The sequence below is a fragment of the Bradyrhizobium sp. USDA 4452 genome (assembly GCF_054063575.1).
In genome coordinates this window covers 4,458,613-4,485,015 of sequence record NZ_JBSSGK010000001.1, presented here as the reverse complement: position 1 = coordinate 4,485,015, position 26,403 = coordinate 4,458,613, and the positions used below count along the sequence as shown (strand labels likewise).

At 65.4% G+C, this 26,403-nt stretch carries 23 protein-coding genes; 13 read left to right on the top strand and 10 right to left on the bottom strand.

Features of this window, described 5'->3' with window-relative positions; all coding sequences use genetic code 11:
* Positions 1–164: 164 nt before the first annotated feature.
* Positions 165–365 (top strand): 50S ribosomal protein L35, encoded by a 201-nt coding sequence (rpmI, locus tag ACVISU_RS21535; protein ID WP_008539890.1) that lies wholly within the window; start codon positions 165–167, stop codon positions 363–365.
* Between the two features lie 77 nt (positions 366–442).
* Positions 443–802, top strand: a complete 360-nt coding sequence (gene rplT, locus ACVISU_RS21530) for a 50S ribosomal protein L20 (RefSeq protein ID WP_018269297.1) — start codon at positions 443–445, stop codon at positions 800–802.
* 15 nt (positions 803–817) lie between these two features.
* Here the strand turns inward: rplT and ACVISU_RS21525 are convergent, their stop codons facing one another.
* A complete protein-coding gene (locus ACVISU_RS21525) occupies positions 818–1,228 on the bottom strand; it encodes a hypothetical protein (protein ID WP_456708241.1) in 411 nt (136 codons plus the stop codon).
* Between the two features lie 194 nt (positions 1,229–1,422).
* Between ACVISU_RS21525 and pheS the strand changes: the two genes are divergently transcribed.
* The 5 genes from pheS to ACVISU_RS21500 all read left to right on the top strand — a co-directional run bounded on the left by pheS (position 1,423) and on the right by ACVISU_RS21500 (position 7,428).
* A complete protein-coding gene (pheS, locus tag ACVISU_RS21520; protein ID WP_456708240.1) occupies positions 1,423–2,505 on the top strand; it encodes a phenylalanine--tRNA ligase subunit alpha in 1,083 nt (360 codons plus the stop codon).
* An 86-nt stretch (positions 2,506–2,591) separates the two neighbouring features.
* Entirely contained in the window at positions 2,592–3,062 is a 471-nt protein-coding gene (locus ACVISU_RS21515; protein ID WP_456708239.1) for an endonuclease domain-containing protein, read from the top strand.
* Entirely contained in the window at positions 3,059–5,467 is a 2,409-nt protein-coding gene (gene pheT, locus ACVISU_RS21510) for a phenylalanine--tRNA ligase subunit beta (RefSeq protein WP_456708238.1), read from the top strand. Before ACVISU_RS21515 ends, pheT begins: the two co-directional genes overlap by 4 nt.
* A gap of 204 nt (positions 5,468–5,671) precedes the next feature.
* Positions 5,672–6,448, top strand: a complete 777-nt coding sequence (locus ACVISU_RS21505; RefSeq protein WP_050404310.1) for a sulfite exporter TauE/SafE family protein — start codon at positions 5,672–5,674, stop codon at positions 6,446–6,448.
* Between the two features lie 35 nt (positions 6,449–6,483).
* A complete protein-coding gene (locus ACVISU_RS21500; protein ID WP_456708237.1) occupies positions 6,484–7,428 on the top strand; it encodes an MBL fold metallo-hydrolase in 945 nt (314 codons plus the stop codon).
* Positions 7,429–7,653: 225 nt separating this feature from the next.
* On the opposite strand, the gene ACVISU_RS21495 is transcribed toward ACVISU_RS21500, so the two are convergent.
* Positions 7,654–9,063 (bottom strand): flavin monoamine oxidase family protein, encoded by a 1,410-nt coding sequence (locus ACVISU_RS21495; RefSeq protein WP_456708236.1) that lies wholly within the window; start codon positions 9,061–9,063, stop codon positions 7,654–7,656.
* Positions 9,064–9,261: 198 nt separating this feature from the next.
* Between ACVISU_RS21495 and ACVISU_RS21490 the strand changes: the two genes are divergently transcribed.
* The gene (locus ACVISU_RS21490) at positions 9,262–10,143 is read left to right on the top strand and encodes a YiiX/YebB-like N1pC/P60 family cysteine hydrolase (RefSeq protein ID WP_244522176.1); all 882 of its coding nucleotides are present in this window, start codon (positions 9,262–9,264) and stop codon (positions 10,141–10,143) included.
* A gap of 180 nt (positions 10,144–10,323) precedes the next feature.
* Positions 10,324–11,922 (top strand): glycosyltransferase family 39 protein, encoded by a 1,599-nt coding sequence (locus ACVISU_RS21485; RefSeq protein ID WP_456710872.1) that lies wholly within the window; start codon positions 10,324–10,326, stop codon positions 11,920–11,922.
* Here the strand turns inward: ACVISU_RS21485 and ACVISU_RS21480 are convergent, their stop codons facing one another.
* Entirely contained in the window at positions 11,923–14,049 is a 2,127-nt protein-coding gene (locus tag ACVISU_RS21480; protein ID WP_456708235.1) for a TonB-dependent receptor, read from the bottom strand.
* Between the two features lie 214 nt (positions 14,050–14,263).
* Between ACVISU_RS21480 and nikR the strand changes: the two genes are divergently transcribed.
* Complete coding sequence (nikR, locus tag ACVISU_RS21475) at positions 14,264–14,701, top strand: nickel-responsive transcriptional regulator NikR (protein ID WP_456708234.1); 438 nt, start codon at positions 14,264–14,266, stop codon at positions 14,699–14,701.
* Positions 14,702–14,733: 32 nt separating this feature from the next.
* Here nikR and ACVISU_RS21470 read toward each other — a convergent pair whose 3' ends face one another.
* Complete coding sequence (locus ACVISU_RS21470) at positions 14,734–15,681, bottom strand: hydroxymethylglutaryl-CoA lyase (RefSeq protein WP_456708233.1); 948 nt, start codon at positions 15,679–15,681, stop codon at positions 14,734–14,736.
* 7 nt (positions 15,682–15,688) lie between these two features.
* On the bottom strand, positions 15,689–16,858 hold the full coding sequence (locus tag ACVISU_RS21465) for a CaiB/BaiF CoA transferase family protein (RefSeq protein ID WP_050404317.1): 1,170 nt from the start codon (positions 16,856–16,858) through the stop codon (positions 15,689–15,691).
* Between the two features lie 120 nt (positions 16,859–16,978).
* On the opposite strand from ACVISU_RS21465, the gene ACVISU_RS21460 reads away from it, so the two are divergent.
* The 3 genes from ACVISU_RS21460 to ACVISU_RS21450 all read left to right on the top strand — a co-directional run bounded on the left by ACVISU_RS21460 (position 16,979) and on the right by ACVISU_RS21450 (position 20,318).
* Positions 16,979–17,902, top strand: a complete 924-nt coding sequence (locus tag ACVISU_RS21460) for a LysR family transcriptional regulator (RefSeq protein ID WP_050404318.1) — start codon at positions 16,979–16,981, stop codon at positions 17,900–17,902.
* A gap of 156 nt (positions 17,903–18,058) precedes the next feature.
* Positions 18,059–19,471 (top strand): MFS transporter, encoded by a 1,413-nt coding sequence (locus ACVISU_RS21455; RefSeq protein ID WP_456708232.1) that lies wholly within the window; start codon positions 18,059–18,061, stop codon positions 19,469–19,471.
* A 94-nt stretch (positions 19,472–19,565) separates the two neighbouring features.
* A complete protein-coding gene (locus ACVISU_RS21450; protein WP_456708231.1) occupies positions 19,566–20,318 on the top strand; it encodes a sulfate transporter family protein in 753 nt (250 codons plus the stop codon).
* On the opposite strand, the gene ACVISU_RS21445 is transcribed toward ACVISU_RS21450, so the two are convergent.
* From ACVISU_RS21445 to ACVISU_RS21425, 5 genes are all read right to left on the bottom strand, one after another.
* Positions 20,315–21,883 (bottom strand): DHA2 family efflux MFS transporter permease subunit, encoded by a 1,569-nt coding sequence (locus ACVISU_RS21445; protein ID WP_456708230.1) that lies wholly within the window; start codon positions 21,881–21,883, stop codon positions 20,315–20,317. The genes ACVISU_RS21450 and ACVISU_RS21445 overlap by 4 nt on opposite strands.
* The gene (locus ACVISU_RS21440) at positions 21,880–22,392 is read right to left on the bottom strand and encodes an isoprenylcysteine carboxyl methyltransferase family protein (protein ID WP_456708229.1); all 513 of its coding nucleotides are present in this window, start codon (positions 22,390–22,392) and stop codon (positions 21,880–21,882) included. The genes ACVISU_RS21445 and ACVISU_RS21440 overlap by 4 nt, the downstream gene beginning before the upstream one ends.
* A complete protein-coding gene (locus ACVISU_RS21435) occupies positions 22,389–23,450 on the bottom strand; it encodes a type III polyketide synthase (RefSeq protein WP_456708228.1) in 1,062 nt (353 codons plus the stop codon). Before ACVISU_RS21435 ends, ACVISU_RS21440 begins: the two co-directional genes overlap by 4 nt.
* 133 nt (positions 23,451–23,583) lie before the next feature.
* Positions 23,584–25,212, bottom strand: a complete 1,629-nt coding sequence (locus ACVISU_RS21430) for an MFS transporter (protein ID WP_456708227.1) — start codon at positions 25,210–25,212, stop codon at positions 23,584–23,586.
* Positions 25,199–26,347: an HlyD family secretion protein gene (locus ACVISU_RS21425; protein WP_456708226.1), complete on the bottom strand. Its 1,149-nt coding sequence runs from the start codon at positions 26,345–26,347 to the stop codon at positions 25,199–25,201. Before ACVISU_RS21425 ends, ACVISU_RS21430 begins: the two co-directional genes overlap by 14 nt.
* Positions 26,348–26,403 lie beyond the last annotated feature (56 nt).

The window sequence follows — 26,403 nt, the reverse complement described above, 5'->3', positions numbered from 1 at the left end:
AGCCGGGCCTTCGCCGCCCGGCTGATCAAGGGCTGCCGTGGCGACGTCCAGTGCAGGTTCTTTCAATTCGGAAAAAACCTTAGCACTTTCAACGCTCTAACGAGCATTTTAGCCGGCCGAACGCCTCTTTGGGCGATATTCGTGTTGGGCGACAGGAGAGCTAAATGCCCAAGTTGAAGACCAAGTCGGGCGCTAAAAAGCGCTTCAAGGTGACTGCCACTGGCAAAGTCATGCACGCCCAGCGCGGCAAGCGCCACGGCATGATCAAGCGGACGAAGAAGCAGATCCGTCAGCTCCGCGGCACCCGCGTGCTGTTCAAGACCGACGGCGACAACGTCAAGAAGTACTTCTTGCCGAACGCCTGATCGCGCTCATCCGCTTGAACCCGGCCGCGCCTCGCGCGGCGCCCCGTCACTTCTTCTAGATCTCAAGGATTTCCGTCATGTCTCGCGTCAAACGCGGTGTGACCGCTCACGCCAAGCACAAGAAAGTCTACAAGGCCGCCAAGGGCTATTACGGCCGCCGCAAGAACACCATCCGCGTCGCCAAGCAGGCCGTCGAAAAGGCCGGCCAGTACGCCTTCCGCGACCGCAAGCGCAAGAAGCGCACCTTCCGCGCGCTCTGGATCCAGCGCATCAACGCCGCAGTCCGTCCGTTCGGCATGACCTACAGCGTGTTCATCAACGGCCTGTCCAAGTCGGGCGTTGTGGTGGACCGCAAGGTGCTGTCGGATCTCGCGATCCACGAGCCGGTTGCGTTCCAGGCGATCGCCGAGAAGGCCAAGGCCGCGCTGGCCGCCTGATCCTGGCGGGCGATCCTAGCGCGCGCTGGCGCCCGCTTTCAGCGCCTTCTGCGAATAGCGCTGGGCGACCTGCGCCCGGCAGAACGCCGTAAACGAGATGTACATGGTGCCGGATTCATTCCGGTACTTGCGGTCGCAGACCTGCATCTCGTGCCGGTACGTCCGTTTCGGCCCGCCCTTGAGGCCGGACAGGAAGTCCGCCTCGCATTTCTTCTCGACCACGGCACCGAACTGGACGTCGCCGCTGGCGCCGTATTCGCACGCCTCGAAGATCTTCATCGCGCGGTTGCAGCTCGGCGCCTTCTCCAGCACCGCGATGATGTCGTCCATCTGGGTCGATTTGGCAGGACATTCCTCGGTCGCGGCATGCGCCGGGACCAGCATGAACAGGACCGCCGGCACGGCCAGGCAAGATCGCAGCAACATCGTGTGGGTCTCCTTGCACTCCCCTTGGGTAGCGCGGCCTCCGCGCGAAGTTCAATGCCGCCGGCCACGAGCCCGAATGACCGGCTTTTTGCTTGACGTTACGGCCTTCGGGCGGCGACAACCCAGCCGAATTTTGGCGCATGGTTCGGAAGCCGGCTCTTCCCGCCGGATCATGCTCAGCGCAGGAATTGACCGTGTCCGACCTCGCAACGCTCGAAACATCCATCCTCGACCAGATCGCCTCGGCCGCTGACGAGGCCGCCCTCGAGGCGGTGCGCGTCGCAGCACTCGGCAAAAAGGGCTCGATCTCGGCCTTGCTCGCCACCCTCGGCAAGATGTCGCCGGAGGAACGCAAGACAGAAGGCGCGAAGATCAACCTCGCCAAGGATGCGGTGACGCAAGCGCTCGCGGCCAGGCGCGACGTGCTGAAGGCGGCTGCGCTCGATGCCCGCCTTGCCGCCGAGACCATCGACGTCACGTTGCCGCTGCGCGATGCGCCGGCGGAGACCGGCCGCATCCATCCGCTGAGCCAGGTGTGGGACGAGCTCACCACGATCTTCGCCGACATGGGCTTTGCGGTCGCCGAAGGTCCCGACATCGAGACCGACGATTACAATTTCACCAAGCTGAACTTCCCCGAAGGCCACCCGGCGCGCGAGATGCACGACACCTTCTTCTTCAGGCCGAAGGAAGACGGCTCGCGCATGCTGCTGCGGACCCACACCTCGCCGGTGCAGGTGCGCACGATGCTGAGCCAGAAGCCGCCGATCCGCGTGATCTGCCCGGGCCGCACCTATCGCATCGACTCGGATGCGACGCACACGCCGCAATTCCACCAGGTCGAAGGCCTCGTGATCGACAAGGGCTCGCATCTCGGCCACCTGAAATGGATCCTGCACGAGTTCTGCAAGGCGTTCTTCGAGGTCGACCACATCAACATGCGGTTTCGGCCGTCGTTCTTCCCGTTCACCGAGCCGTCGCTCGAGGTCGACATCCAGTGCCGCCGCGACAAGGGCGAGATCCGCTTCGGCGAGGGCGAGGACTGGATGGAGATCCTCGGCTGCGGCATGGTGCACCCGAACGTGCTGCGCGCCTGCGGCATCGATCCTGACGTCTACCAGGGTTTTGCATGGGGCATGGGCATCGACCGCATCGCGATGCTGAAATACGGCATCGCCGATCTGCGCCAGCTGTTCGAGAACGACATCCGCTGGCTCAGCCACTACGGCTTCAAGCCGCTCGACATCCCGACCATCGCGGGGGGATTGAGTTCGTGAGGCTCGTTCTCAACCATAATCGCATCCGGTCTCTCTCCGTTCCCTCCCCCCTTGTGGGGGAGGGTCAGGGAGGGGGGTAGCCCAGGATGCCGCACGCAGTCGTCAGCGAACGTCAGCGCAACAGAGCGAAGCAGCTTCGCCAAACGATGACGCGCGCCGAAACGCTGCTGTGGCGCCACCTGAAGGCCAATCGAATGGACGGGGTCGGATTTCGTCGTCAGACGCCGATCAAGAATTACGTCGTCGACTTCGTTTGCTTCTCCGCAAATCTGATCATCGAGCTCGATGGCGACTCGCATGATTTCGAGGAGCGTCAGAAGGCGGACGAACGTCGCGATGCTTTCTTTAGCTCTGAGGGCTTCCGGGTTCTGCGCTTCACCAATGAACAAGTGACGTCGAATCTGGAAGGAGTCGTAGAAGCGATCCGCGAGGCGACCAGGGTCGGAGCAAGCGGCTCACCCCCCTCCCTGACCCTCCCCCACAAGGGGGGAGGGAACGGAAACACCGATCAAGATCAATCAGTAACCACCAACAAGAACCGAGGCATGCAGCCGTGAAGTTCACCCTCTCCTGGCTGAAGGAACATCTCGAGACCGACGAGCCGCTCGACAAGCTCGCCGACAAGCTCACCATGATCGGTCTCGAGGTCGAGAACATCGAGGACAAGGCGAAACAGCTCGCGCCATTCACCATCGCACGCGTGATCTCGGCCGAGCAGCATCCGAATGCCGACCGGCTGCGCGTGTGCATGGTCGACACGGGCGACGGCGGCGCGCCGGTGCAGGTGGTGTGCGGTGCGCCGAATGCGCGTGCGGGACTGATCAGCGTGTTCTCGCCGCCCGGCACTTACATCCCCGGCAAGGACATCACGCTCGGTGTCGGCACCATTCGCGGCGTCGAGAGCCGCGGCATGCTGTGCTCGGCGGCCGAATTGCAGATCTCGGAAGACCACGACGGCATCATGGAGCTGCCGGCGGACGCGCCGATCGGCAAGGGCTATGCCGAATGGGCCGCGCTCGGCGATCCCGTCATCGAGATCAATCTGACGCCGAACCGGCAGGACTGCACCGGCGTGCACGGCATCGCGCGCGATCTCGCCGCCGCCGACATGGGCAAGTTCAAGGATTCCGGCATCAGGCCGATCAAGGGCGAATTCCCCTGCCCGATTCAGGTCAAGGTGGAAGACGCCACGCTGTGTCCGGGCTTCGCGCTGCGGCTGGTGCGCGGGGTGAAGAACGGTCCGTCGCCGGAATGGCTGCAGAAGCGGCTGACCTCGATCGGCCTGCGCCCGATCAACGCGCTGGTCGACATCACCAACTTCATGACCTACGACCGCGCCCGTCCGCTGCACGTGTTCGACGCCAGGAAGGTGCAGGGCAACCTCACCGTACGCCGCGCGAAAGACGGCGAGACACTGCTCGCGCTCGACGGCCGCACCTACACGCTCGACAGCAAGACTTGCGTGATCGCCGACGAGCACGGCGTCGAGTCGCTCGCCGGCATCATGGGCGGCGAAGCCTCGGGCTGCGACGACAACACCACCGATGTGCTGATCGAATCGGCGCTGTGGAACGAGATCAACATCGCGCAGACCGGCCGCAAGCTCGGCATCAATTCGGATGCGCGCTACCGCTTCGAGCGCGGCGTCGATCCGGCCTTCATGGTGCCCGGGCTCGAGCTCGCCACCAGACTGGTGCTGGAGCTGTGCGGCGGCACGCCGTCCGTGAACGTCGTGGTCGGCAAGCAGTTCGGCGAAGACCGCGTGATCGACTTCCCGCTCAGCGAGGTCAAGCGGCTCGCCGGCATCGAGGTGCCGTTGGTCGAGGTCAAGATGATCCTCACCCGGCTCGGCTTCATGCTGGCCGGCAACGGGCCCGTCGTGAAGATCGCGATCCCGTCCTGGCGCACCGACGTGCAAGGCAAGGCCGACATCGTCGAGGAAATCGTGCGCATCGTCGGCGTCGACAAGGTGCCGATGACGCCGTTCGAGCGTGGCGAGGAGCCGCGCAAGCCGGTGCTGACGCCGATGCAGCAGCGCACCCGACGCGCCAAGCGCGCGCTCGGCGTTCGCGGCATGGTGGAAGCCGTGACCTGGTCGTTCATCACCAATGATGCGGCAAAACTGTTCGGCGGCGGCCAGAGCGAGCTGGTGCTCGCCAACCCGATCGCGGCCGATCTCTCCGACATGCGGCCGAGCCTGCTACCCGGCCTCGTCGCGGCGGTTCAGGCCAACATCAACCGCGGCTATCCTGACGTGGCGCTGTTCGAGGTCGGCCAGGTGTTCCGCGGCGACCGCCCGGAAGACCAGCTCATGGCCGCCTCCGGCGTGCGCCACGGCTACGCCTCGTCGAAGGGCATCGGGCGGCACTGGACCGGCTCGACATCGGCGGATGCGATGGATGCCAAGGCCGACGCCTTCGCCGTGCTGGCGGCCGCCGGCGCGCCGATGCAGGCGTTGCAGATCGTCCCTGGCGGTCCGGCGTGGCTGCATCCGGGACGATCGGGCACGATCCAGATCGGCCCGCAGAACGTGCTCGGCTATTTCGGCGAGCTGCATCCGCGTGCCGCCGAAGCGCTCGGCGCCGACGGTCCGATGCTCGTGTTCGAGGTGATCCTCGAGCGCATCCCGCAAGGCAAGCAGAGGGCGACGCGCGCCAAACCGGTGCTGGAGCTCTCCGCGTTCCAGCCGGTGTCGCGCGATTTCGCCTTCATCGTCGACCGCAGCGTCAAGGCCGGCGACATCGTCCGCGCCGCGCAGAGCGTCGACAAGAAGCTGATCACCGACGTGACGGTGTTCGACGTCTACGAAGGCAAGGGCATCGATCCCGACAAGAAGTCGATCGCGATCGCGGTGACGATCCAGCCGCGCGAGAAGACGATGACCGACCAGGAGATCGACGCGGTCGCCGCCAAGGTCGTTGCCGAGGTGACCAAGAAGACCGGCGGTACGCTGCGGGCGTGAGGCGGGCTGGGGTGCCGCATAGCTGCAGGGCCGCGGACTCAAACCCATCACCGTCACCCTGAGGTGGCCGCTTCTTCAGCGGCCCTCGAAGGGTCGATGGCCCCGTCGGTGGCCGTGCATCCTTCGAGGCTCGCTGCGCTCGCACCTTAGGATGACGGGGGTTGATAACATGGCGCTCGCGTTTGAGGCTCTCTTCGCTCACTCATGACTTCTCTCTCCCTGATCCCCTCCGACATCTCCACCAACATCGCGCTTGCGATCTGCGCGATCGCGTTCGTGTCGGGCACGGCGCGCGGCTTCTCCGGGTTCGGTTCGGCGCTGATCTTCATGCCGCTCGCGAGCAGCGTGGCGGCGCCGCGGCTGGTGGCCGCGCTGCTGCTGATCATCGATTTCGTCGCCGCGGCGCCGCTGCTGCCGAACGCCTGGACCCACGCCGACCGCAAGGCCACCGCGGTGATGGTCGCGGGCGCGCTGGTCGGCGTTCCCGTCGGCACTTATTTCCTGACCGTGCTCGAGCCAGTGACGACGCGCTGGATCATCTCCTGCTTCGTCGCGGCGCTGCTCGCGCTGCTGCTGTCCGGCTGGCGCTACCACGGCAAGGATCACCCCGCGCTCTCGATCGGCGTCGGCGGCCTGTCCGGCTTCTGCAGCGGCCTCGCACAGACCGGCGGGCCGCCGATCGTGGCCTACTGGCTGGGGCGCCCGATCTCGTCGGTGATCTCGCGCGCCAACATCGTGCTGTTCTTCGGCGCCTCGGATTTCTTTTCGCTGGCCAGCTACTGGTTCACCGGACTGATCACGATCGAATCGGTCAAGTTCTCGCTGATCGTAGGTCCGGTCTACGGCATCGGCGTCTGGTTCGGCGCCGCGCTGTTCGGCAAGGCAAGCGAGCAGATGTTTCGCGCGATCTGCTACGCGCTGATCGCAGCCGCGGTCATCGTCGGCCTGCCTGCGCTTGATGGCATTTTGCGCGGCGGTTAGGGTCGCGTTCGGAATAAAGCCAAGGGAGGAAGACCATGATCGATCGCCGCAATGCATTGAAACTGGCGCTCGGCAGCGCTGCCCTGCTCGCGGCCCCCGGCGTGCACGCTCAAGGCACAAAGCCGCGCACGCGCATCGTGTTCCTCGGCACCAAGGGCGGTCCGCGGGTCGGCATCGGCGCCTCCAATCCCGCCAATCTCGTCGTCGTCAACGACACGCCGTTCGTGATCGATTGCGGCATGGGCGTCAGCCGCCAGCTGGTCAATGCCGGCGTGCCGATCCCGTCCGTGAAATACATCTTCATCAGCCATCACCATTCCGATCACAATCTGGAATACGGCAATCTGTTCTACAACGGCTGGGCGGCCGGCCTCTCGACGCCGGTCCATTCGTTCGGCCCCAAGGGCATCGAGGCGATGACCAAGGAATATTGGGAGCTGAACAAGTTCGACGTCGAGACCCGGATCGCGGATGAAGGCCGGCCCGATCCGCGCAAGCTGCTGATCGCCAAGGACATCACCGACGACGGTGTGGTGCTGAAGACGCCTGACGTCACCGTCACCGCGTTCCGCACGCCACATCCGCCCATCGTCGACAATTTCGCCTACAAGTTCGAGACGGCGGACGGTGTGATCGTGTTCTCCAGCGACACGGCCTACAATCCGAAGCTCGCCGAATTCGCCAGGGGTGCCGACGTGCTTGTGCACGAGTGCCTGTACATTCCGGCGGTCGATCGGCTGGTGGCGAAGACCAGGAACGGCGCGACGCTGAAGAAGCACCTGCTCGACAGCCACACATCGACGGAAGATGTCGGCCGCATCGCAGCCGCCGCGGGCGTCAAGACGCTGGTGCTGAGCCACTTCGTTCCCGGCGACGACCCTGATGTTACCGACGACGACTGGACGCGGGACGTGAAGACCAATTTCAAGGGCCGGATCGTGGTGGCCAAGGATCTGATGGAACTGAAGCTGCCCGTGTGAGGCGGATGTGCGACTCCAAGATCGTGCAACAAACCGCTGTCGTCCCGGGCAAGCGAAGCGCGGCCCATAACCACAGGCCCTGATTGCTGCACGACGCGGCGCCACAGCTCACTCCTGCGGCACACCCCTGTGGGTGATCGGTCCCGGCTTTCGCCGCGACGACAGCTGTTATGCGGCAGCGTTCTGGTCGCATATCGAGCAGCGCTACTCGATCTCACCCCACCGTCAATTCATCGGCCCCGCAGAGCGCGGCGCGCGGCGCTTGTGTTTTGCGGCGGGCACTGCAGGTTCCGGCGTCGTCTCCTTCACCCCTCCGATCCGGCGCAGCGCGGCGTCGGCGGCGCGCTCGCCGCTCTCCCAGGCGCCGTCGACCGTGCCCCATAGCGTCTCATGCGTGGCCTCGCCGGCGAGATACATCGCGCCGATCGGCTCGGACAGGATCCGGCGCGAGAATTGCGCGCCGGGCGCCGCCGCCGACATCGCGCCGAGGATGAAGGGCTGCGCATTCCAGCGCGTCGCGCTGGTCTTCTTCACGGCGGCGCCGGCCTCGCTGCCATAGAGCTTGCTCAGCCACTCCACTGCGAAAGCTGTCATCGCCTTCTCGCCCTGTACAGACAGGTCGCGGCCGAACGAGCCTGCGACGTCGATGGTGCACAACGAGGAGCCCGCGATATTGCCGTAGAACAAAGCCGTCCTGGTCGAATTGCTCTGCTCGACGATGACGTCATCGCGCGACAACCCGAGCGGATTGCCGGGGATCTGCAACGCGATGCGGTCGTAGCTGCCGAGGGTCAGCTTGGCGGCCGCGTCGAGCGCGCGCTTCGGCAGCTCCGGTGCAAACTTGATATTGCCGCTCGCCAGCACGTTGCTCGACACCGTGACGATGGCCGCGCGCGCGACAATCTTGCCGGATGCCGTCTCGACCGTCACGTCGCGGTTGCTCCACAGGATGCGCTGCGCCGGTGTCGACAGCACGAGCGGCAGCCCCTCGCCGAGCTTTGCGATCAGCGCGCCGAGCCCCTGCCGGCAGGCGATCGCGGTGTTGCGATCCTGCGCTCGCACCTTGTCGACGGCCGAGAGGTCCTTCAGATCCTTGCCGCTGAAATTGGCGCCGAGCAGGAACTCCGCGGTGCCGGCCCAATCGCCGAGATCCTTCGGCATGGCAGCAGCGCAGGCGATATCGGCCTTGCGCGAGGCGTCGTCGATGGCGCGATTGGCACGCACCAGCGCCGCAAGAAACTCCTCGGTCTCGCCGGGGCGGGCGTAACGACGGCCGATGCGAATCTTCTGGCCGGCGGGCGCCGTGACGATGTCGAGGCCCGCCGAGCGCGCCAGGCGGATCATCGGATTGGTTTCGGGATTGTGCATCCAGCGCGCCCCGCGGTCGAACGGCACGTCGAAGGTCGTTGCATCGGTCTGGCAGCGCCCGCCGACCTGGCCGGACGCCTCCACCACGATCACCTTGCGGTTCGCGGCGGCGATCCGCCGCGCCGCGGCGATGCCCGCGGCCCCCGCGCCGACCACGACGATGTCGGCCTCGCGCGGCAGCGGCGCGGCGACAACCCGCCCGCCGAGCGCGGGCGCCAGCGCGAGAGCTGCAGACGCCGACAGGAAATCGCGGCGGGTCACTGGCATGACATAGCTTCTGGCATGGTTTCCGGGGACTTGCGGAGAAAGGGAACGCTTCGCGAACTGTGCCGCATCTCACCGACCGCAGCAACCATCATGGTAAATCAATCATGATTGATCCGCCGATGGCATGAACTAAATTGCAACGGCTTGCGACCATGATTAAGTCAACAGAAGCGGTCGTAGAACCGCTGGGGGGAATCCATGGGCGTAATGCTCGATACCGTCGGTAAATGGATCGCGGGGTACCTGTCGAAGGAAGTGCCCGGCTACGAGCCGTTCACGCCGAGCGATCCCGACCATCTGCGTGGCATCATCCAGGAAGGCGATGTCCTGCTGGTCGAGGGCAACAACCGGATTTCCGGCATCATCAAATACCTCACGCAATCGACCTGGTCGCACGCGGCGCTGTTCGTCGGACCGATCGACGGCGCATTCGAACCAGACGGCGAGCAGCATGTGCTGATCGAGGCCAATGTCGGCGAGGGCGTCACCTCCGCGCCGCTGTCGAAATATTTCACCTATCACACCCGCCTCTGCCGCCCGGTCGGGCTGTCCTTCGAGGACCGCACCACGGTGTGCCGCTACGCCATCAACCGGATCGGCTTCGGGTACGACACCAAGAACATCGTCGATCTCGCACGCTATCTGTTTCCGCTGCCGATCCCGCAGCGCTGGCGGCGCCGCATGATCGCGTTCGGCTCCGGCGATCCGACCAAGATCATCTGCTCGGCGCTGATCGCGCAGGCGTTCGACGCCGTGCGTTACCCGATCCTGCCCAAGATCACGCGCGCCGCCAGCCGCAAGGCGCGCCGCGAGATCCTGCACATCCGCGATTCCTCGCTCTACATGCCGCGCGACTTCGACATCTCGCCCTATTTCGAAATCGTCAAACCCACCATCGTGCACGGTTTCGACTACACGGCCCTGCACTGGGCCGACAAGCAAAAGCCGCTCCAGGAGGTAGCCGGCGAATTCAGTGTGTTTCCAGAGCGCAAGTCGCCGCCGCTTGTTCCTGAAGCGACTGACGAAGAGACGGCGCTTCCGGCTGCGGAAATGACCGCGGCAGAGATCGCGCCGGCGTGACGGACGCGGGCGTCGGGCTCGACATGTCGAGCACCGGCCGCGTCAACCATTGATCCGGAATCCGTCTTATCGTCCCGCTTCGTCGTTGAGTTCTCGCGGCCGCATCATTAGGGTGCGCGCGCTTCAAGCTTGTTTTCATTCGGTAGTTTTACGGTGCTTTCGCTCATCAATTTCTCGGCGATGGCCGCGGCGTCGGAGAAGGATCCGGCGCGCTGGCGTCGTCCATTGATCACATGGCTGGAGGGAATCGAGACCGGCTGGTCGATCCCGATTCTGCTCGTGCTCTTCGTCGCGATCTGGACTGCATATCTCGTCATCGCCTATCTCGGCGCCGGCCTGCACCCCGACGTGCTCGAGACCTGGACGCTCGGCCGGCATCTCGCATGGGGATACCCCAAGCATCCGCCGTTGATGGGCTGGATCGCGCGGGGATGGACCGCGGTTTTTCCTCTGACCGACTGGTCGCTTCAGTTGATGGCGATGGTCAACGCAGCGGTAGCGCTGTGGGCGGTCGATCTGATCGCCCGCCGCTTCGTCCGTGGCGAGAAGCGGGCGATCGTGCTGCTGCTGTTGATGCTGCTGCCGGTCTATCAATTCCATGCCCAGCGATTCAACGCGAACACGGTGCTGTTGGCGGCCTGGCCGCTGGCTACCTACTGCTTCCTGCGTGCGTTCGAGGCGCCGAGGCAGCTCGGTTGGGCGATCGCGGCAGGCGCAGCCTGCGCGCTCGCGATGCTCGGCAAGTATTATTCGATCTTCCTGGTCGCAAGCTTCGTCTTCGCTTCCGTGCTGCATCCGGATCGCCGCCGCTACCTGCTGTCGGCTTCGCCCTGGATCTCGGCGCTGGCCGGCATGCTCGTGCTTGGGGCGCATCTGCACTGGCTCGCCACGACAGGGGCGACGACGTTCGACTATGCGCTCGCGCATGCCGGCGTCGATCATGTCGCCGCACTGTGGGAAGTCACCTATTTCATCCTGGGCCTGATCGCAGCGCTCGCGATCCCGGCGGTGACCTGGGTATTCATTGCCGGCCCCCGGCTGGCGCGGCTGCCGGCCGATTTCCGCGCGATGAACGCCGGGCTCCGCCTGCTGCTGCTGGTCGCAATTGGAACCATCCTGTTTCCGGCGATCGTCTCGCTCGCGGTCGGCACCGACCTGCCCTCGCTCTGGGCGGTGCAGGGTCTCTTCCTGTTCGTGATCCTGATCGTGTGCACGACGAGCTACCCGATCGAGCGCTTCTACGCGGTCAACTTGGCTGTCATGGTGGCCGGGATCGCCATTCTCGCGGTCGTCGTCGGCGCACCGATCCACGCCCTTTATCGGAACGCTTACGGCTACGAAGAAGGCCGCGACTTCTATCACGCCGCCGCGGCAGAGCTCACCGCGCGATGGCGCGACGCGGCCGGGACGCCGCTCGCCGCCGTCAGCGGCGACGACGCGCTCGCCTTCGCTGCCGCCTTCTACAGCCCGGATCATCCGCGCTATGCCCGGCCGTTCGCCTATCAGTACACCTGGGGCCTGCCGCGCAAGACCACGCTCGATCGCGGCTGGGCCGCATTGTGCTTCGCCGACCAGACGGACTGCCTGAGCTGGATGGCGCGCACGACGTTGCGCGCAACCGACGTCTTTCGCTCCGAGTTCGATGCACAGGCGACGCTGCTGGGCAGGCCCGGTCGGACACGGCGGGTCGTGATGCTCATCGTCCCGCCTTATCGCGAGACACCGCCTGTGCAGCCCGATGTCGAGGACTTCAGCTCGATCCGCCGCACGCGCGACTGATCAGAACGTCGCCGCCAGCGTCAGGCGCACGGCGAGCGGCTCGGCGGGATGTACATGACGGTCGGCGACGCCATCGATCGGCTCGCCCGGCAGCCGCGACAGATAGTAATATTCGATCTGGTTGGTTTGCGCATTGAAGAGATTGAGGACGTCGAGCTGCAGCCGCATGCCGTTGTCGAATTTGTAGCCGGCGCGGGCGTTGACGATGAACGACGACAGCGAACGCACGCTGTCGTCCTCGATCAGCGGACGCGGGCCGAAATAGCGGGCGCGCAGGCTGCCGAACCAGCCGGTGTCGCGGCCGAAGGTGACGCCGCCGCTGGCGACCCAGGCCGGAGCGCCGGGAATAAAATTCCCGATCGGATCGAAATCGGTGAAGCGGGCGCGGGTATAGGCGAGGTCGAAATCGAGACTCATCCATGGCAGCACTTTGTACTGGTTGGTCCACTCGACGCCGACCCGCCGGCTCGGGCGGCTCGGCTCGGTGGTGCCGGCGTCGCCGACGAACAGCAGTTCGGAATCGAAATCGAGCACGAACACCGCGAGCGACGAGGTGAGACCGTCGATCGCCTTGCTGCGGATGCCGAGCTCGGCCCCCTTCGAACGCACCAGGAGCGGGACGCGTCCGAGCGGCGTCATCTTGTCGTTGGGATCGACGGTGATGGTCGCGCCGCGGATATCATTGGAATGCAGGCCGAACCCGACATTGCCGTAGAACTCGGTCCTGGACCAGGGGCCGAGCACGATGCCGGCCTTCGGGCTCGTCATCGCCGCCTGCGCGTTGCCGGAATTCTGCGGCGCGTCGCTCAGCACGTGGCCCGCGAAATAGTCCTCGCGGATGCCCACCGTAGTGCGCAGCCAGTCAGTCCAGCGCGCGGTGCTATCGGCCCACAGCGCGACGCTGCTCTCCTGCACCTGGTCGTTGCGCACGGTAGACAGGATCTCGCGCTGCGCGGTCTTGAACAGGCCGACATTGATGTCGTCGTAGCGCGTCTGCACACCGACCCGGGTCTGGGTGTCGATGCCGGCGATACGGATATCCGCGGCATGGCCGGCATCGAAGCCATAGACGGTGCGCCTGTCGGTCTGGCTGAACTGATCGCCATTGATGGGATCGTCGAGGAAGTAAGTGAAGTCGTTGTAGAGCTGCAGCGACGAGCGGATCACGTAGGCGTTGAGCCTGGTCTGCCCGTAGTCGTTGGACTGCGCCCAATTGCCGGACAGGCTAAAGCGGCTGGAGGTGCCGCCATCGGTCGGATCGAGCGAGCCGTAACGGCCGATCAGACCCCGATCGATCGCGCGCTGCGCCACCTGGTCGGTCGAATTCCAGCCGTTGGAATAGGCCATCGCGGTCAACGAGAAGCCGTCGGTCGCAGTGCCCTGGCTGTAGCGCAGGACGCCATTTAGCTTGCGGATGTCGTCGGGCACGTCCCACGGGCCATTGTACTTGGTGGCCTCGAAGGCTGCGAGCAGCGTCCCGTCACCGATCTTGGTCGAGCCCGCCGCCATCGCGCGCTGGTAGCCGAAGCTGCCGGCGGCCAGCTCCACGATATTCTTGGAAAGCCGATCGAGGTAGTTGATGTCGACCGCGCCCGCGGACGCGAAGTCGCCCTTGTCGGCGTAGTAGGGACCCTTGCGGACATCCATTGACCGGATCAACTCCGGGATCAGAAAATTGATGTCGGCATAGCCCTGGCCATGACCATGGGTCGGCATGTTGACCGGCATGCCGTCGACGGTGATGGCGAGATCGGTGCCGTGGTCGAGATTGAAGCCGCGCAGAAAATACTGATTGGCTTTGCCTTCGCCGGAATGCTGGGTGACGATCAATCCCGGCACCGCCTCGAGGACCTCGCCGACGCGCGAAACCGGCCGTGCATTCACCTCCTCGCCGCTGATCTGCCGCTCGCTCGCCGCGGTCGGTTGCAGGCTGGAGGCAGACACGGTCGCAGAGTGGCCGCTGACGCCGGTCGCCGGCACAGCTTGGCTCGCTTGCGGTGCCGTGGGCGTGCGGCGACCAGCGGCGACGTGATGTCGACGCTGCGATGGCCCGGCGCGCTTGGGCGGAGCCTGATCGGGCGAGGTCACGGTCACCGGCGGCAATTGCCCGGGCGCGGTGGGAAGCATCTGCGCTTCGGCGATCGGCGCGAATGCTGCAATGGATGCGGCGGCGGGAAATATCCGCCATGCAGTACGACGCAATGCGCATGCCCCCGCATGATACCTGCTACAGTCACGCGACGACCGCACCAGCCCAAACCAATCCCGGCGAAACGACGCTAGCAAGCTCGGTATGATGATTCAAGATCAATGTCATACTGACGACCAAGACGGATAGTCCATGCAACGCATCACCATTACCATCGAAGATGATCTGCTCGCGGAGATCGACGCCGCCGCCGAAGCGCGCGGCTATCAGAACCGCTCCGAGATCATCCGCGATCTCGCGCGCGCCGGCCTGCAACAGAGCGCGGAGCACGCGCCGTCAGGGCAATGCGTCGCGGCACTGGTCTATGTCTACGATCACGCCGCGCGCGACCTGTCGAAGCGGCTGGTGCAGAATTTCCATGGCCATCACGATCTGTCGTTGGCCACGCTGCATGTGCATCTCGACGACGACAGCTGCATGGAGGTGACGGCGCCGAAGGGCGCCAGCAGCGAGGTCCGCCACCTCGCCGACCACGTCATCGCCGAGCGCGGGGTGCGCTACGGCCGCGTCGTGATGATCCCGACAGCGGCGGACAAGAAGCCGCGCAAGCGGGGGCACCGGCACGATTGAGCTTGCGTGCCTCCATCCGGGCTACGCGGGCGTCACGCCGCCTTCGCTTTGGTGCCGCGCGGCAGGCCGGCGCGGGCGAGGCCGCCATAGAGCTGCTCGTTCGGCATCTCGGCCTTCAGGATCGCGCGCACCTCGACCAGCCGGTCGAGATCGATGCCGGTCGGAAATCCCTTGCTCTCGCAGAGGAAGACGAGGTCCTCGAACACGACATTGCCGGTGGCGCCCGGCGCGAACGGGCAGCCGCCGAGACCGCCGAGCGAGCCGTCGAGCACGCGGGCGCCCTCGTCGAGCGCGGCCGAGGCATTGGCGATGCCCATGCCGCGGGTGTCGTGCAGATGGACGCAGACCGGCCTCGAGCCTGCGATCCTCACCGCGCCGCGCGTCAGCTCGCCGACCTGCTTCGGCCCGGCATAGCCGACGGTGTCGGCGATCGCGACCATGTCGACGCCGACCTCGTAGAGCTTCTCGGTGAGGCGCAGCACTTCCTTCGGATCGACCGCGCCCACGATTGAGCAGCCCAGCCCCATCGAGATCGCGGCATTGACCAGCGGCTTGTGCGCGCTGGCGTCGCGCAGCTCGCAGAGACGCTTGATGTTCGCGATTGCCGACTCGCGCGAGCGGTTCGCATTGGCCTGGCTGTGCTCCTCGGTCGCCGACACCACCGAAGCGATCTCGGCGACCCCGGAGGCCAGCGCCTCGTTGACGCCGCGCTCGTTCAGCGCCAGCGCGATGCCATGCGCCCCGGGCAGCGATGCGATGGTGGCAACCACATCGCGGACATCGACGAACTGCGGAAATGTCTTGGCCGGCAGGAACGAGCCGACCTCGAAGTGCCGGACGCCGGCGGCATATTCGTCGCGCACCCAGCGCTGCTTCGCCGCGGTGGAGGGGAATGTCTTCACGAGCTGCAGGCCGTCGCGCAGACCGACCTCGCGCAGGCTTACCTTGTCGTTGGGATAGATATCGTGGACGCGGGTCATGTCAGCCTCACGCAGCGTTTCCGGTTGATGAAATTGTCTGTTGCGCGAGTTCAGCGCGCACATCATCGGTATCGGCGCCAAGCACCGGCACTGTCAGGCCTTCGCCGATGTTGCTGCCGTTCCACTCGACCGGCAGCGCAGGGACGCGGAACGGCTTGCCGTCAGCGTTGACATTGTTGACGAGTCCACCCGGACGCAACACATGCGGGTCCTGCAAAAGGTCCTCGGGCCGGTTGATCGGCGAGAAACAGATGTTGAGCGCGTCGAGCCGCGCCGAGAGGTCGGCGACGTTCCAGCCCTCGATCACCTCGGCGACGCGCGGAATGATGCGGTCGCGCGCCATGATGCGGTCCGTGGTCGAGCTCAACGACGGATCGTCCGCGAACTCCTGCAAACCGAACTCGCGGCAAAAACTCTGCCAATGGCCTTCGGTGACGACCCCGATGAAGATGCGATCGCCGCCGGCGGTATCGAAGATGTCGTAGATCGGCCAGGCATGCTCGCGCTCCGGCATCGAGCGCGGCTTGCGCCCGGTCATCTCGTATTCGACCATGTGCTGGGCAACCAGGAACAGGCAGTTCTCGAACAGGCCGATGCGGATGTCGGCGCCATCAGTGTTGCCGCCGCGCTTCTGGTAGAGCGCGGCGAGGATCGAGATCACGCCGAACATGCCGCCCATGATGTCGTTGGCGGAAGAGCCGACGCGCTGCGGCTTGTCGCGCGTGCCGGTCATCGCCGCGAGCCCGGACATCATCTGCACGACCTCGTCGAGCGCCGGACGGTGATCGTAGGGCCCGGAGAGAAAGCCCTTGTGGCCGGCGATGATCAGATGCGGATATTTCGCGCGCAGCTCCTCAGGCCCGAGCCCCTGCTTGTCGAGCTGTCCGTCGCGGAAATTCTCCAGGAACACGTCGGCGCTCGCGAGCAGCCGGTGCATCGTGTCGCGGTCCTCGGGCTTGGCGAGGTCGAGCACGACGCTGCGCTTGCCGCGATTGAACAGCGGGAAGAACGAGACGCCCATACCGCCGAGCGAGCGGGTCTTGTCGCCGGCCGGAGGTTCGACCTTGATCACCTCGGCGCCGAGTTGCGCCAGGATCATACCGCAGGTCGGCCCCATCACCATGTGGGTCATCTCGATGACCCTCACGCCCTCCAGCGGCAGTCCGCTCCCGGTCATCGGTTTCTCCGTGCTCGTTGCGCTCGTTTGAGTGATCGGCGCAGGTTAGGCTTTCGCACGCTATCTGAAAAATATAATCTGTCGAATAGTGTATTCGTCGTTTTAGAACGCTCATCCCGTATGGATTCACGCCAGCTCCGCTATTTCATCGCAGTTTACGAGCAGCGCAACCTGTCGCGGGCGGCGGATCAGGCCAATGTCGCGCAATCTGCGCTCAGCCACCACATCGCCAATCTGGAGGCGGAATTCGCCACACCGCTGTTCGAGCGCAAGCCGCGCGGCATGGAACCGACCGCGGCAGGTGAGCGGCTGTACGAGCATGCCCGCATCATCCTGCGGGCGATGGCGGCGGCCGAGCGCGAAATCAAGGAAGGCGGCAGCGCGATTGCCGGCGAGATCTCGATCGGCATGGCCAATTCCGGCATGAAGGCGATCGGCGTGCCGCTGATGCGCACCGTGCTGGCGAAGTATCCCAACCTGAAGCTGTCGCTGACCGAAAGTCTCTCCGGCGCGACACTGCTGCATCTGATGAGTTCCGAGGTCGACCTGGCACTGGTCTACAATCCGCCGTCGGAAAAGGATCTGATCGCCGAGCCGGTGCTGGAGGAGCAGATGTTCTGCGTCGGCACGGAGAAGCTGATCGGCAAGAAGGGACCGATCACGTTCGACGAGGTGGCACAGCTGCCGCTGATCCTGCTGCGGCACGGGCTGTCGGCCCGCGCCCTATTGGATGACCCCGTGCCGCTGAAGCGGCTGGAGGCCAATGCTATCCTGCACCTCAATTCGACCAGCGGCATGATCGGCGCGCTGACCGCAGGTCTCGGCTGCACGATCGCCACGACGCACTTCGTCAGCGAGCCCTTGAAAGCGCGATTGCTGGTCGCACGCGAGGTGATCGAGCCGAAGCTGAGCCGGACGCTCTATCTCTGCCGCCTGCGCAACCGGCCGATGACCTACGTCATGGAGGAGATGTGCCGGCTGATCCGCTCCCTGATCGCCGAACAGGTCGGACGCGGCGCCTGGGAGGCAACGCTCCTGATCTAAATGTGCCTCCAAGCGCATCAGAAGCAACGCTATCGAAAATATCGAACGGTTCCTTCGATATGTTCGTCTGGATTTCTGGCACCCGGCCGCCAAACATGCCGGAGCGGCACGCCTTCGCAAGAAGGGCGGCCGCCGGACCATTCGGGGAGGATCATCATGAGCGCCGTCGAACTCGGCTCGGTTGCCGATCTTGCCAACACGACTTGCGGACCTGACGAGATCTCGCGCCGGCTCGAGGCGCTGCCGACTTCCGGCTATGTCTGGCGGCTCGTGATCCTGCTCTCGCTCGGCGGCTGCTTCGAAATCTACGATCTGTTCTTCACCGGCTACATCGCGCCGGGCCTCGCCCGCAGCGGGCTGATGACCACGACGACCCAGGCGTTCTTCGGCTTCTCCGGGATCGGCGCCTTCGTCGCGGCGACCTTCGCCGGCCTGTTCATCGGCACCTTCTGCCTCGGCTTTCTCGCCGATCGCTACGGGCGCAAGACCGTGTTCACTTATTCGCTGCTGTTCTACAGCGCGGCGTCGGTGATTATGGCGTGCCAGACGACGCCGGGCGGCCTCTTGCTGTGGCGCTTCATCGCCGGGATCGGGATCGGCATCGAGGTCATCACCATCGACGCCTACATCACCGAGCTGGTGCCGAGCTGGATGCGCGGCCGGGCCTTTGCGATCAACCAGGCGGTGATGCTGTCGGCGGTGCCTGTTGTCGCCGCGCTGTCGTGGTGGCTGGTGCCGCTGTCGCCTTACGGCGTCGATGGCTGGCGCTGGGTGGTGCTGATCGGCGCCGCCGCCAGCATGATCATCTGGGTGCTGCGGCTCTACGTGCCGGAAAGCCCGCTCTGGCTGGCTCGGCATGGCCGCCTTGCCAAGGCCGAAAAGATCATGCGGACGCTCGAGGCTGCATCGCCTGCCGCCGCGCCGCGCCCTGTCCGCACCGCAGCGACCACGCCGGCGCGTGCGCCAATCGAGACCGGCTATGCCGATCTGTTCCGGCCGCCCTATGCCTCGCTCGTCCTGCTGTTCATGATCTTCAATCTGTGCCAGGCGTTCGGCGTCTACGGCTTCTCCAACTGGGTTCCGGCGCTGCTGGTCGAGAAGGGCATCAACGTCACCAAGAGCCTGCAATATTCCTTCATCATCGCCTTCGCCTATCCGCTCGCGCCGCTGCTGGCCGCAACCTTCGCCGACCGCTTCGAGCGCAAATGGATCATCTGCGGCGCCGCCGCCGCGATCTCGGTGTTCGGCCTCGCCTTCGCGCAGCTCACCGAGCCGGTGCTCCTGATCGCCAGCGGCGTGCTGGTGACCGGCGCCAACATGACGCTGTCCTATGCCTATCACGCCTACCAGACCGAGGTGTTCCCGACCGCGATCCGGGCGCGCGCCGCAGGGCTCGTCTATTCGATGAGCCGGCTCAGCGCGACCTTCTCCGGCTTCATCGTGGCGTTCATGTTGAAGGAGGCCGGCGCCATTGGGGTGTTCGGCCTGATCACCGCAGCGATGGTCATCGTGATCATTACGATCGGTGTCTGGGGACCCAACGTCCGCGGCAAGCCGCTCGACGCCTAGCGCATTAACACTCTCATCGCGACACACGCGGCACTTGCCGAAGCCATAACGGGTGGCTACCTCTCGCTCGTCAATTTGCAGAGGTAACCCGGTCATGTTCGACGCCGCCGTCAAGGCGCTTTCGCAAATCCTGTCGCCGCCGATGCGCACGATCCTGTGGCGCTCGATCGGCCTTGCGCTGGTGCTGATCACCGTGCTGGCAATCGGATTGCAGCGGCTGCTGAGCTGGTTTGCCGAAACCGGCGAGGTCTGGGCCGAAGGCATGCTCGGCCCCGGCTTCCATTCCACGCTGCACGTGCTGTCCTGGATCATCTCGATCTCTGCCGGCCTCGGCGTCGTGCTCGGCGGCATCTTCCTGATGCCGGCGATCACCTCGCTGGTGGCGAGCCTGTTCGTCGACGACGTCGCCGACCATGTCGAGCGCGAGCACTATCCGGCCGACCATCCCGGCGTCGCACTGCCGGTCACGCTCGCGACGATCGAAGGCGTCAAGACGGCACTGCTGACGGTCCTGGTCTACCTAGTCGCGCTGCCGTTCGTGCTGTTCGCGGGCGCGGGCTTCATCATCTTCTTCATCGCGACCGCCTGGCTGCTCGGGCGCGAATATTTCGAGCTCGCCGCGATGCGCTTCCGCTCGCCTGATGACGCCAAGGCGATGCGCAAGGAGAATGCCGCGACCGTGTTCACCGCCGGCCTGTTCATCGCCGCCTTCGTCTCGATCCCGATCATCAATCTGGCGACGCCGCTGTTCGGGATGGCCTTCATGGTGCACATGTACAAGCGGCTGTCGGGCCCGCGGCGCGAGCTGATCGAGCCGGCGCGGCGCAGCAACGTGTCCTCGATCTAGACGGCATTCCGCGGCACCTGCACCGATGCAGGCGTCCGATCGCGCGCCAATGGTACCAGCAGAAGCCCGACGATCGCCACGCAGGCGAGCAGCGCCCATGCCTCGTTGACGCTGAGCGCGAGCGATGCCCGCTCGACCAGCGGTCGAACAAACGCCACCGCCGCCTCGTCCGGCGCACCTGGCGGACGGTTGATCAGCAACATCGGATCGAGGCCGATCGCCTGTGCCGCGTTGAGATCGCCTGCCAGCAGGCGTGCACGAAAATCCTCACCGTAAATTGGGCTTCGCCCGTAGAGGATGGTGTCGATCAAGGCGATCCCGATCGCGCCACCCAGATTGCGCATCAGGTTGAACAGTCCGCTGGCATCGGCAACCTCCGCATCCGGCAAGGCACCCAATGCAATGCGAGTCGGCGGCAGCAGGCAGAACATGATCGCGACGCCGCGCACGATTTGCGGCCAGAGCATTTCTCCGAAATCCGCCGTGCGGGGCTGAAAGGCGCTCAAGCCGAGACCCAGCGCGAACAGGGCGAAGCCCGCGCTCGTCAACGCAAGCGCGCCGATACGGCTTTCGAGGATGGCCGCCAGCGGCGCGGCGACGAGCTGTGCGACTCCCGTGACCAGCATGACGGTGCCGATCTCGAAGGCATCATGGCGGCGGACGAAGCCGAGGAACACCGGCATCAGATAGGTCGATCCATAGAGGCCGATGCCGAGGCAGAAGCTCAGCGCGCAGCCGATCGCGAACGAACGCCGCCTGAAGAGCGTCAATCGCGCAATCGGATGTGCCGCGCGGAGCGTGCGCCGGATCAGCAGCGCCATCCCGGCCATGCTTCCGGCCAGCAGGCTGAGGCAAAACATCGAGCCCCAGCCGCGCTGCGGCGCTTCCTTCAAGCCGATCATCAGGCTTGCGAGCGCCGCTGCGAGCAGGACCAGCGACCACGTGTCCAGTCTGGCGAATGCGCGGGGATTCGCGCTCTGCTTCGGAAGCAGCAGCGGCGTGACGATCGCCGCAATCGTTCCCGGAATCAGGTTGATCAGGAACAGCCACGGCCAAGACCAGGTCTGCGTGATCCAGCCGCCGACAACAGGTCCGACGGTCGGTGCGAGCACCGCGACGACACCGCCGATCGTGGTCGCCACCGCATGGAGCCGCGCCGGGAACAGCATGAACACGGCGGAGAACACCGCGGGGATCAGGACGCCGCCGGAAAGTCCCTGCAGCACACGAAAGGCCAGCAGCACGGCAAAGCCGCCGCTGACGGCGCAGCCGACCGAGGCGATCGTGAACACGCTCACGGCGAACGCGAACAGCCATCGCAATGACAGCGCATGGGTGAACAATCCGGTCAGCGGGATCGCGATCACCTCCGCGATCAGATAGGCGGTCTGGATCCAGCTCATCGCGGACGGCGAGATCGCCAGCGCACGCTGGATCGTCGGCAGCGCGGTCGCGACGACCTGGATGTCGAGGATCGCCATGAACATGCCGATGCACATCAGCAGGAAGCCCGCCCAGGTCGCCGCCGACGGGCTGTCGGTTGGGTGATCCGCCCGGTCGCTCATGGCGTGCTGACGCGCGGCCAGTCCGCAACCGAGAGCGCGCGGCTCTCGGCGCGAATCCGGATCGTAAGCACCGCGAGATTCAGCAAGGTGAAAATCAGCGCTAACTCCCGCAGATGCAGTGCGAGCGGAAGCAGCGCGATCTCGCCGACGACGACGGCATAGTTCGGGTGCGGGAAATATCGGTACGGCCCGGATGCGACCAGCGGCGTGCCCGGCAACACGATGATCCGCGTGGTCCAGCGCGGCCCGAGCGCAGCGAGCACCCACAGCCGCAAGGCCTGCAACGCCAGAAAGGCCGCGAGTATGGCCAGGTTGACATCCTGGTTGCGGCCCCAGATCCAAAGCGCGGCGAGCCAGCCGGCGTGAACCAGCACGATGAGCGGATAGTGAGCGGCACCGACCTCGATCACGCCTTGCGCCAGCAGCCGCGCCGTATTGCGACGTGACAGAACGAGCTCGCCGAGACGCTGCAAGGTGACCGACGCAAGAATGAGCGAAGCCAGGCTCATGCCGCGTGCCTGAGCGCAACGCAGCTGAGCGTGAAGCCGGGCCCGAGCGCGGTGAGCAGCGAGCGCGGCGGCAAGCCGTTGGCGCGGGCGCGTTCGAGAACGAAGAGAACGGTCGGGGCCGACATGTTGCCGCACGCCGCGATGACGTCGCGTTCGTGACCAAGCGTGCCCTGGTCGAGCGTGAGCGCGCGCTCCAGCGCGGCGATGACCTTGGCGCCGCCGGGATGACAGAGGAAGCGATCGATATCATCGGCCGTCAGCTCCATCCGCGCCAGGATCTCGGCAACGGCCGGCCCGACATGGTCGCGAACGAAATCCGGAATGGTGCGCTGAAAGACGACACCGAATCCTTCCGGATCGACCGTCCAGCCCATGATGCCGAGCGTATCCGGCCACAGCTTTTCGCCGGCCGCCTCGATCCGGGTCGCACCGCCGTCGCCGGCGCGCAGCACGATCGCAGCGGCGCCATCGCCGAACAGGCTGGCCGCGACGATATTCGCCTTGGTGAGCTCATCATGGCGAACCGCGAGGGTGCAGAGCTCGAGCGCAACCAGCAGCACGTTCGCACCAGGCTGTGCCTGCGCCAGCCGCGCCGCGATCGACAGGCCCGACACGCCGCCCGCGCAGCCGAGGCCGAACACCGGCACGCGCGATACATCGGTCCGCAAGCCGAGCTGGCTGGCGACGCGCGCCTCCAGCGTTGGCGTGGCAATGCCCGTCGAGCACACTGTGACCACGACATCGATGTCGCTGCCGCTCAGGTCGGCGCGCGCAATCGCCTTGCGGGCGGCTTCGACGAACAGCGCCTCCGCGCCTTCCAGGAACGCCTGCGTGCGCTCGGGCCAACCGCGGCGCTCAAGATACCATTCGATCGGCTTCACGCCGTAGCGATGCTGGATGCCGGTGTTGGCGAACAGGCTGGAGAGCGTGGCGAATTCGGGATAGCGGTCGGCAAGAAGGTTGCGCGCCGCCTGCAGGATTTGTCCCTGATGGAATAGATGCGGTGGAACCGTCGTCGCCATGGAAACAAGCGCGGCCGTCTGCTTGGTCTCGATCATCGTGGCTCCCGTTCCCCCGCTTATGGAACCACGCGACCTGCAAAATATTTCAGACGCCCGCGAGATAGCCGGAGCGCTGCATTCACTATAAATTGACGCCGCCGGCGAAATGCACGCCGCGCGGTTTCGGAGATCAGGGCGCGGCGGCGTCCGGCTTGCGCAGCACGGTCTTCGCGAAACCGAACGGCACCGGCGACAGCGGGCCCTGCGGCGCGCGCGTGATCAGGGCGACCAGGAACAGCGCCAGGATCGCGAGCCAGAAGCACAGCCAGAAGCCGTCGATGTAGGCGAGCGTGTTGGCCTCGCGCTGCACCAGCGCCGCGAGCGTTCCGACGGCGCGCCCTGCGGCTGCGCCGATGCCGTGGGCGGAAAATTCACCGGCCAACTGCTTCAGCAGGTTCACGACGTCGACATCGCCGTTCTGGACATGCTGGCCGAGATAGTTCGAATGGATCTGCTCGCGGACACGCAGCCAGGTGCCCATCAGGGCGATGCCGATCTCGGCGCCGCCGAGCCGCATGATCTGGATATAGGCCGCGAATGCCGTCGCCCGTGACGGGTCGGAGTTCGACAGCGCCATGATGATGATCGGCAGCAGCGTCAGCGCCTGCCCGACCGACGTGAGCAGCACGATGCCGATAAAATCCTCGCGCGCCCAGACATGGCTCAGCTGCGTGCCCCAGAGATTGGCGGCGGCGAATGCCGAGAAGCCGAGCACCACGACGATGCGCGGATCGAGGTGACGAAGCAGAACAATCGAGATCGGCACCAGCACGAACATCGGCAGCGCACCGTAGCTGAACAGCAGCGCGCCCGACTGCTCCGGCCGCAGGCCGCCGACGGTGCCGAGGAAATTCGGCACCAGCGACGAATTCGACAGGCTGGTCAGCGTGTAGAGCAGGATGACGATCAGCGAGAGCCCGATATTGCGCGAGAACAGCACGTTGAAATGCGCCCACGGCCGGCGCGCGACCATCTCGTTGATCATGAAGGCGACGATCAGGAGGCCGCCGCCGATCAGGAGCGCCATCACGGTGCCTGACGAGAGCCAGTCCAGCCGATTGCCCTGATCGAGCCCGGCATAGACCATTCCCAGGCCGGCGCCGAGCAGCAGCATACCGCCCCAATCGGCATGGTGCAGCAGGTCGCGATTGACCGATTCCTTCGGGGTGCCGAGATACACCATCAATCCCATCAGCGGCGCGATCACGACACCCTGCCAGTACAGCCACTGCCAGCCGAGGTGCTCGACATAGAAGCCGACCAGCGAGCTCGATGAATCCAGCGCAAAGCCGACGCGGATCGAATACATCGCGATCGCCGGCAGCCACCAGCGGATCGGCAAATTGCGCAGGATGATCATTAGCGTCGCCGGCACGAAGGTGCCCAGCAGCATGCCGTGCGCAATGCTGAGCGCGATCAGCGTCGTGTAGTCGTGCACGAACGGGATGGTCAGCGAGACCATGGCATAGACGAGGCTCGGAATGCCGAGGACGCGGCGCAGGCCGAACGCGGTGGCGAGCCACGCCACCGCGGGCGCGATGAAGATCTGCGAACCGATCGCCGCGGTCGAGAGCCAGGCGCCCTCATCGAAGCTGAGCGAGAACGCGCCCCGCAGGTCAGGCAGGCCAACCGTGGTCAGGCGGCTGTCGAAATTCGCCAGGAACGCGCCGAGCAGCACGGCGACGACGGCGAACAGCGGATAGCGCGCGACGTCGCCGCGCGAGACCGGACCGCTGTTGCGGTCGTCACTCTCCGCCATTGGCGGCCGCCTCGCCGGTATTGATCCGCGTCACCACGGACATGCCCGGCAGCAGGCGCGCGAGCAACGGCTGGTCCTTGTCGAACTGGATGCGCACCGGGATGCGCTGCACCACCTTGGTGAAATTGCCGGTGGCGTTATCGGGCGGCAGCAGCGCGAATTGCGATCCGCTGGCCGGCGCGATGCGTTCGACCGTGCCGCGCAGCTTCTGGCCGGAGAATGTATCCACGGTGACCTCGACCGGCTGGCCCGGCCTGACGTTGGTCAGCTGGGTTTCCTTGTAGTTGGCGATCACATAGACGTTCGGCAGCGGCACCACATTGACCAGATTGGTGCCGATGTTGACGTAGTCGCCGGGCTGCACCTGGCGCTCGCCGGTGACGCCGTCGAACGGCGCGACGATCTTGGTGTAGCCAAGCTTGAGCCTGGCAGAAGCCAGCAACGCCTTGGCGGCGTCGAGATCGGCGGCGCGCTGCTTCTTGGTGCCCTGCAGAACCTCAAGCTGATGGCGCTGCGCTGCGATCACCGCACGGCTGGCCTGCACGTCGGCCTCCGACTTGGCGTAGGAAGCCGTCGCCTGCTCGAGCCGCTGCCGCGTGCCGGCATCGGTTTGCGACAGCGACTGCTGACGCTCCTGCTCCTGACGCGCCAGGGTCTGCTGCGCTTCCGCTGACAGCCGCGAGGCCTCGGCCTGCGCGATGGTCGCATATTGCAGCTCGACCTGGTTGTTGAGGTTGTCGAGCGCGGCTTGCGCGCCGACCACACCCGCCTCGGCCTGCGCGACCTGCGCTTGATAATCGGCAGGATCGATCTGCACCAGCAGATCGCCGGCCTTGACGCGCTGGAAATCGGAGACCGCGACCGTCAGCACTTCACCGGACACGCGGCGGGAAAGCTGGGTGAGCTCGGCCCGTATGTAGGCATCATCTGTGGTCTGGATTTTTGCGCTGCCGACCCACGCGTTCCAGCGCGAGGTCGCTACGACGACGAAGGCGATCGCGACGAGCACGGCGAACAGCGGGATGGCGAAGCGGCGCCAGAAGCCCTTGGTCGCAGATTTCGGCGTGACCGCCGTCGCCGGAGCAAGAGCCGGCTGGGTGGCCCGTGAGGCACCATCTTGGACCTGCTCTGTCACACTATACTCCCCATTCACGCACCGGAACGCCGGGCGAGCCTAATAACACATGATGA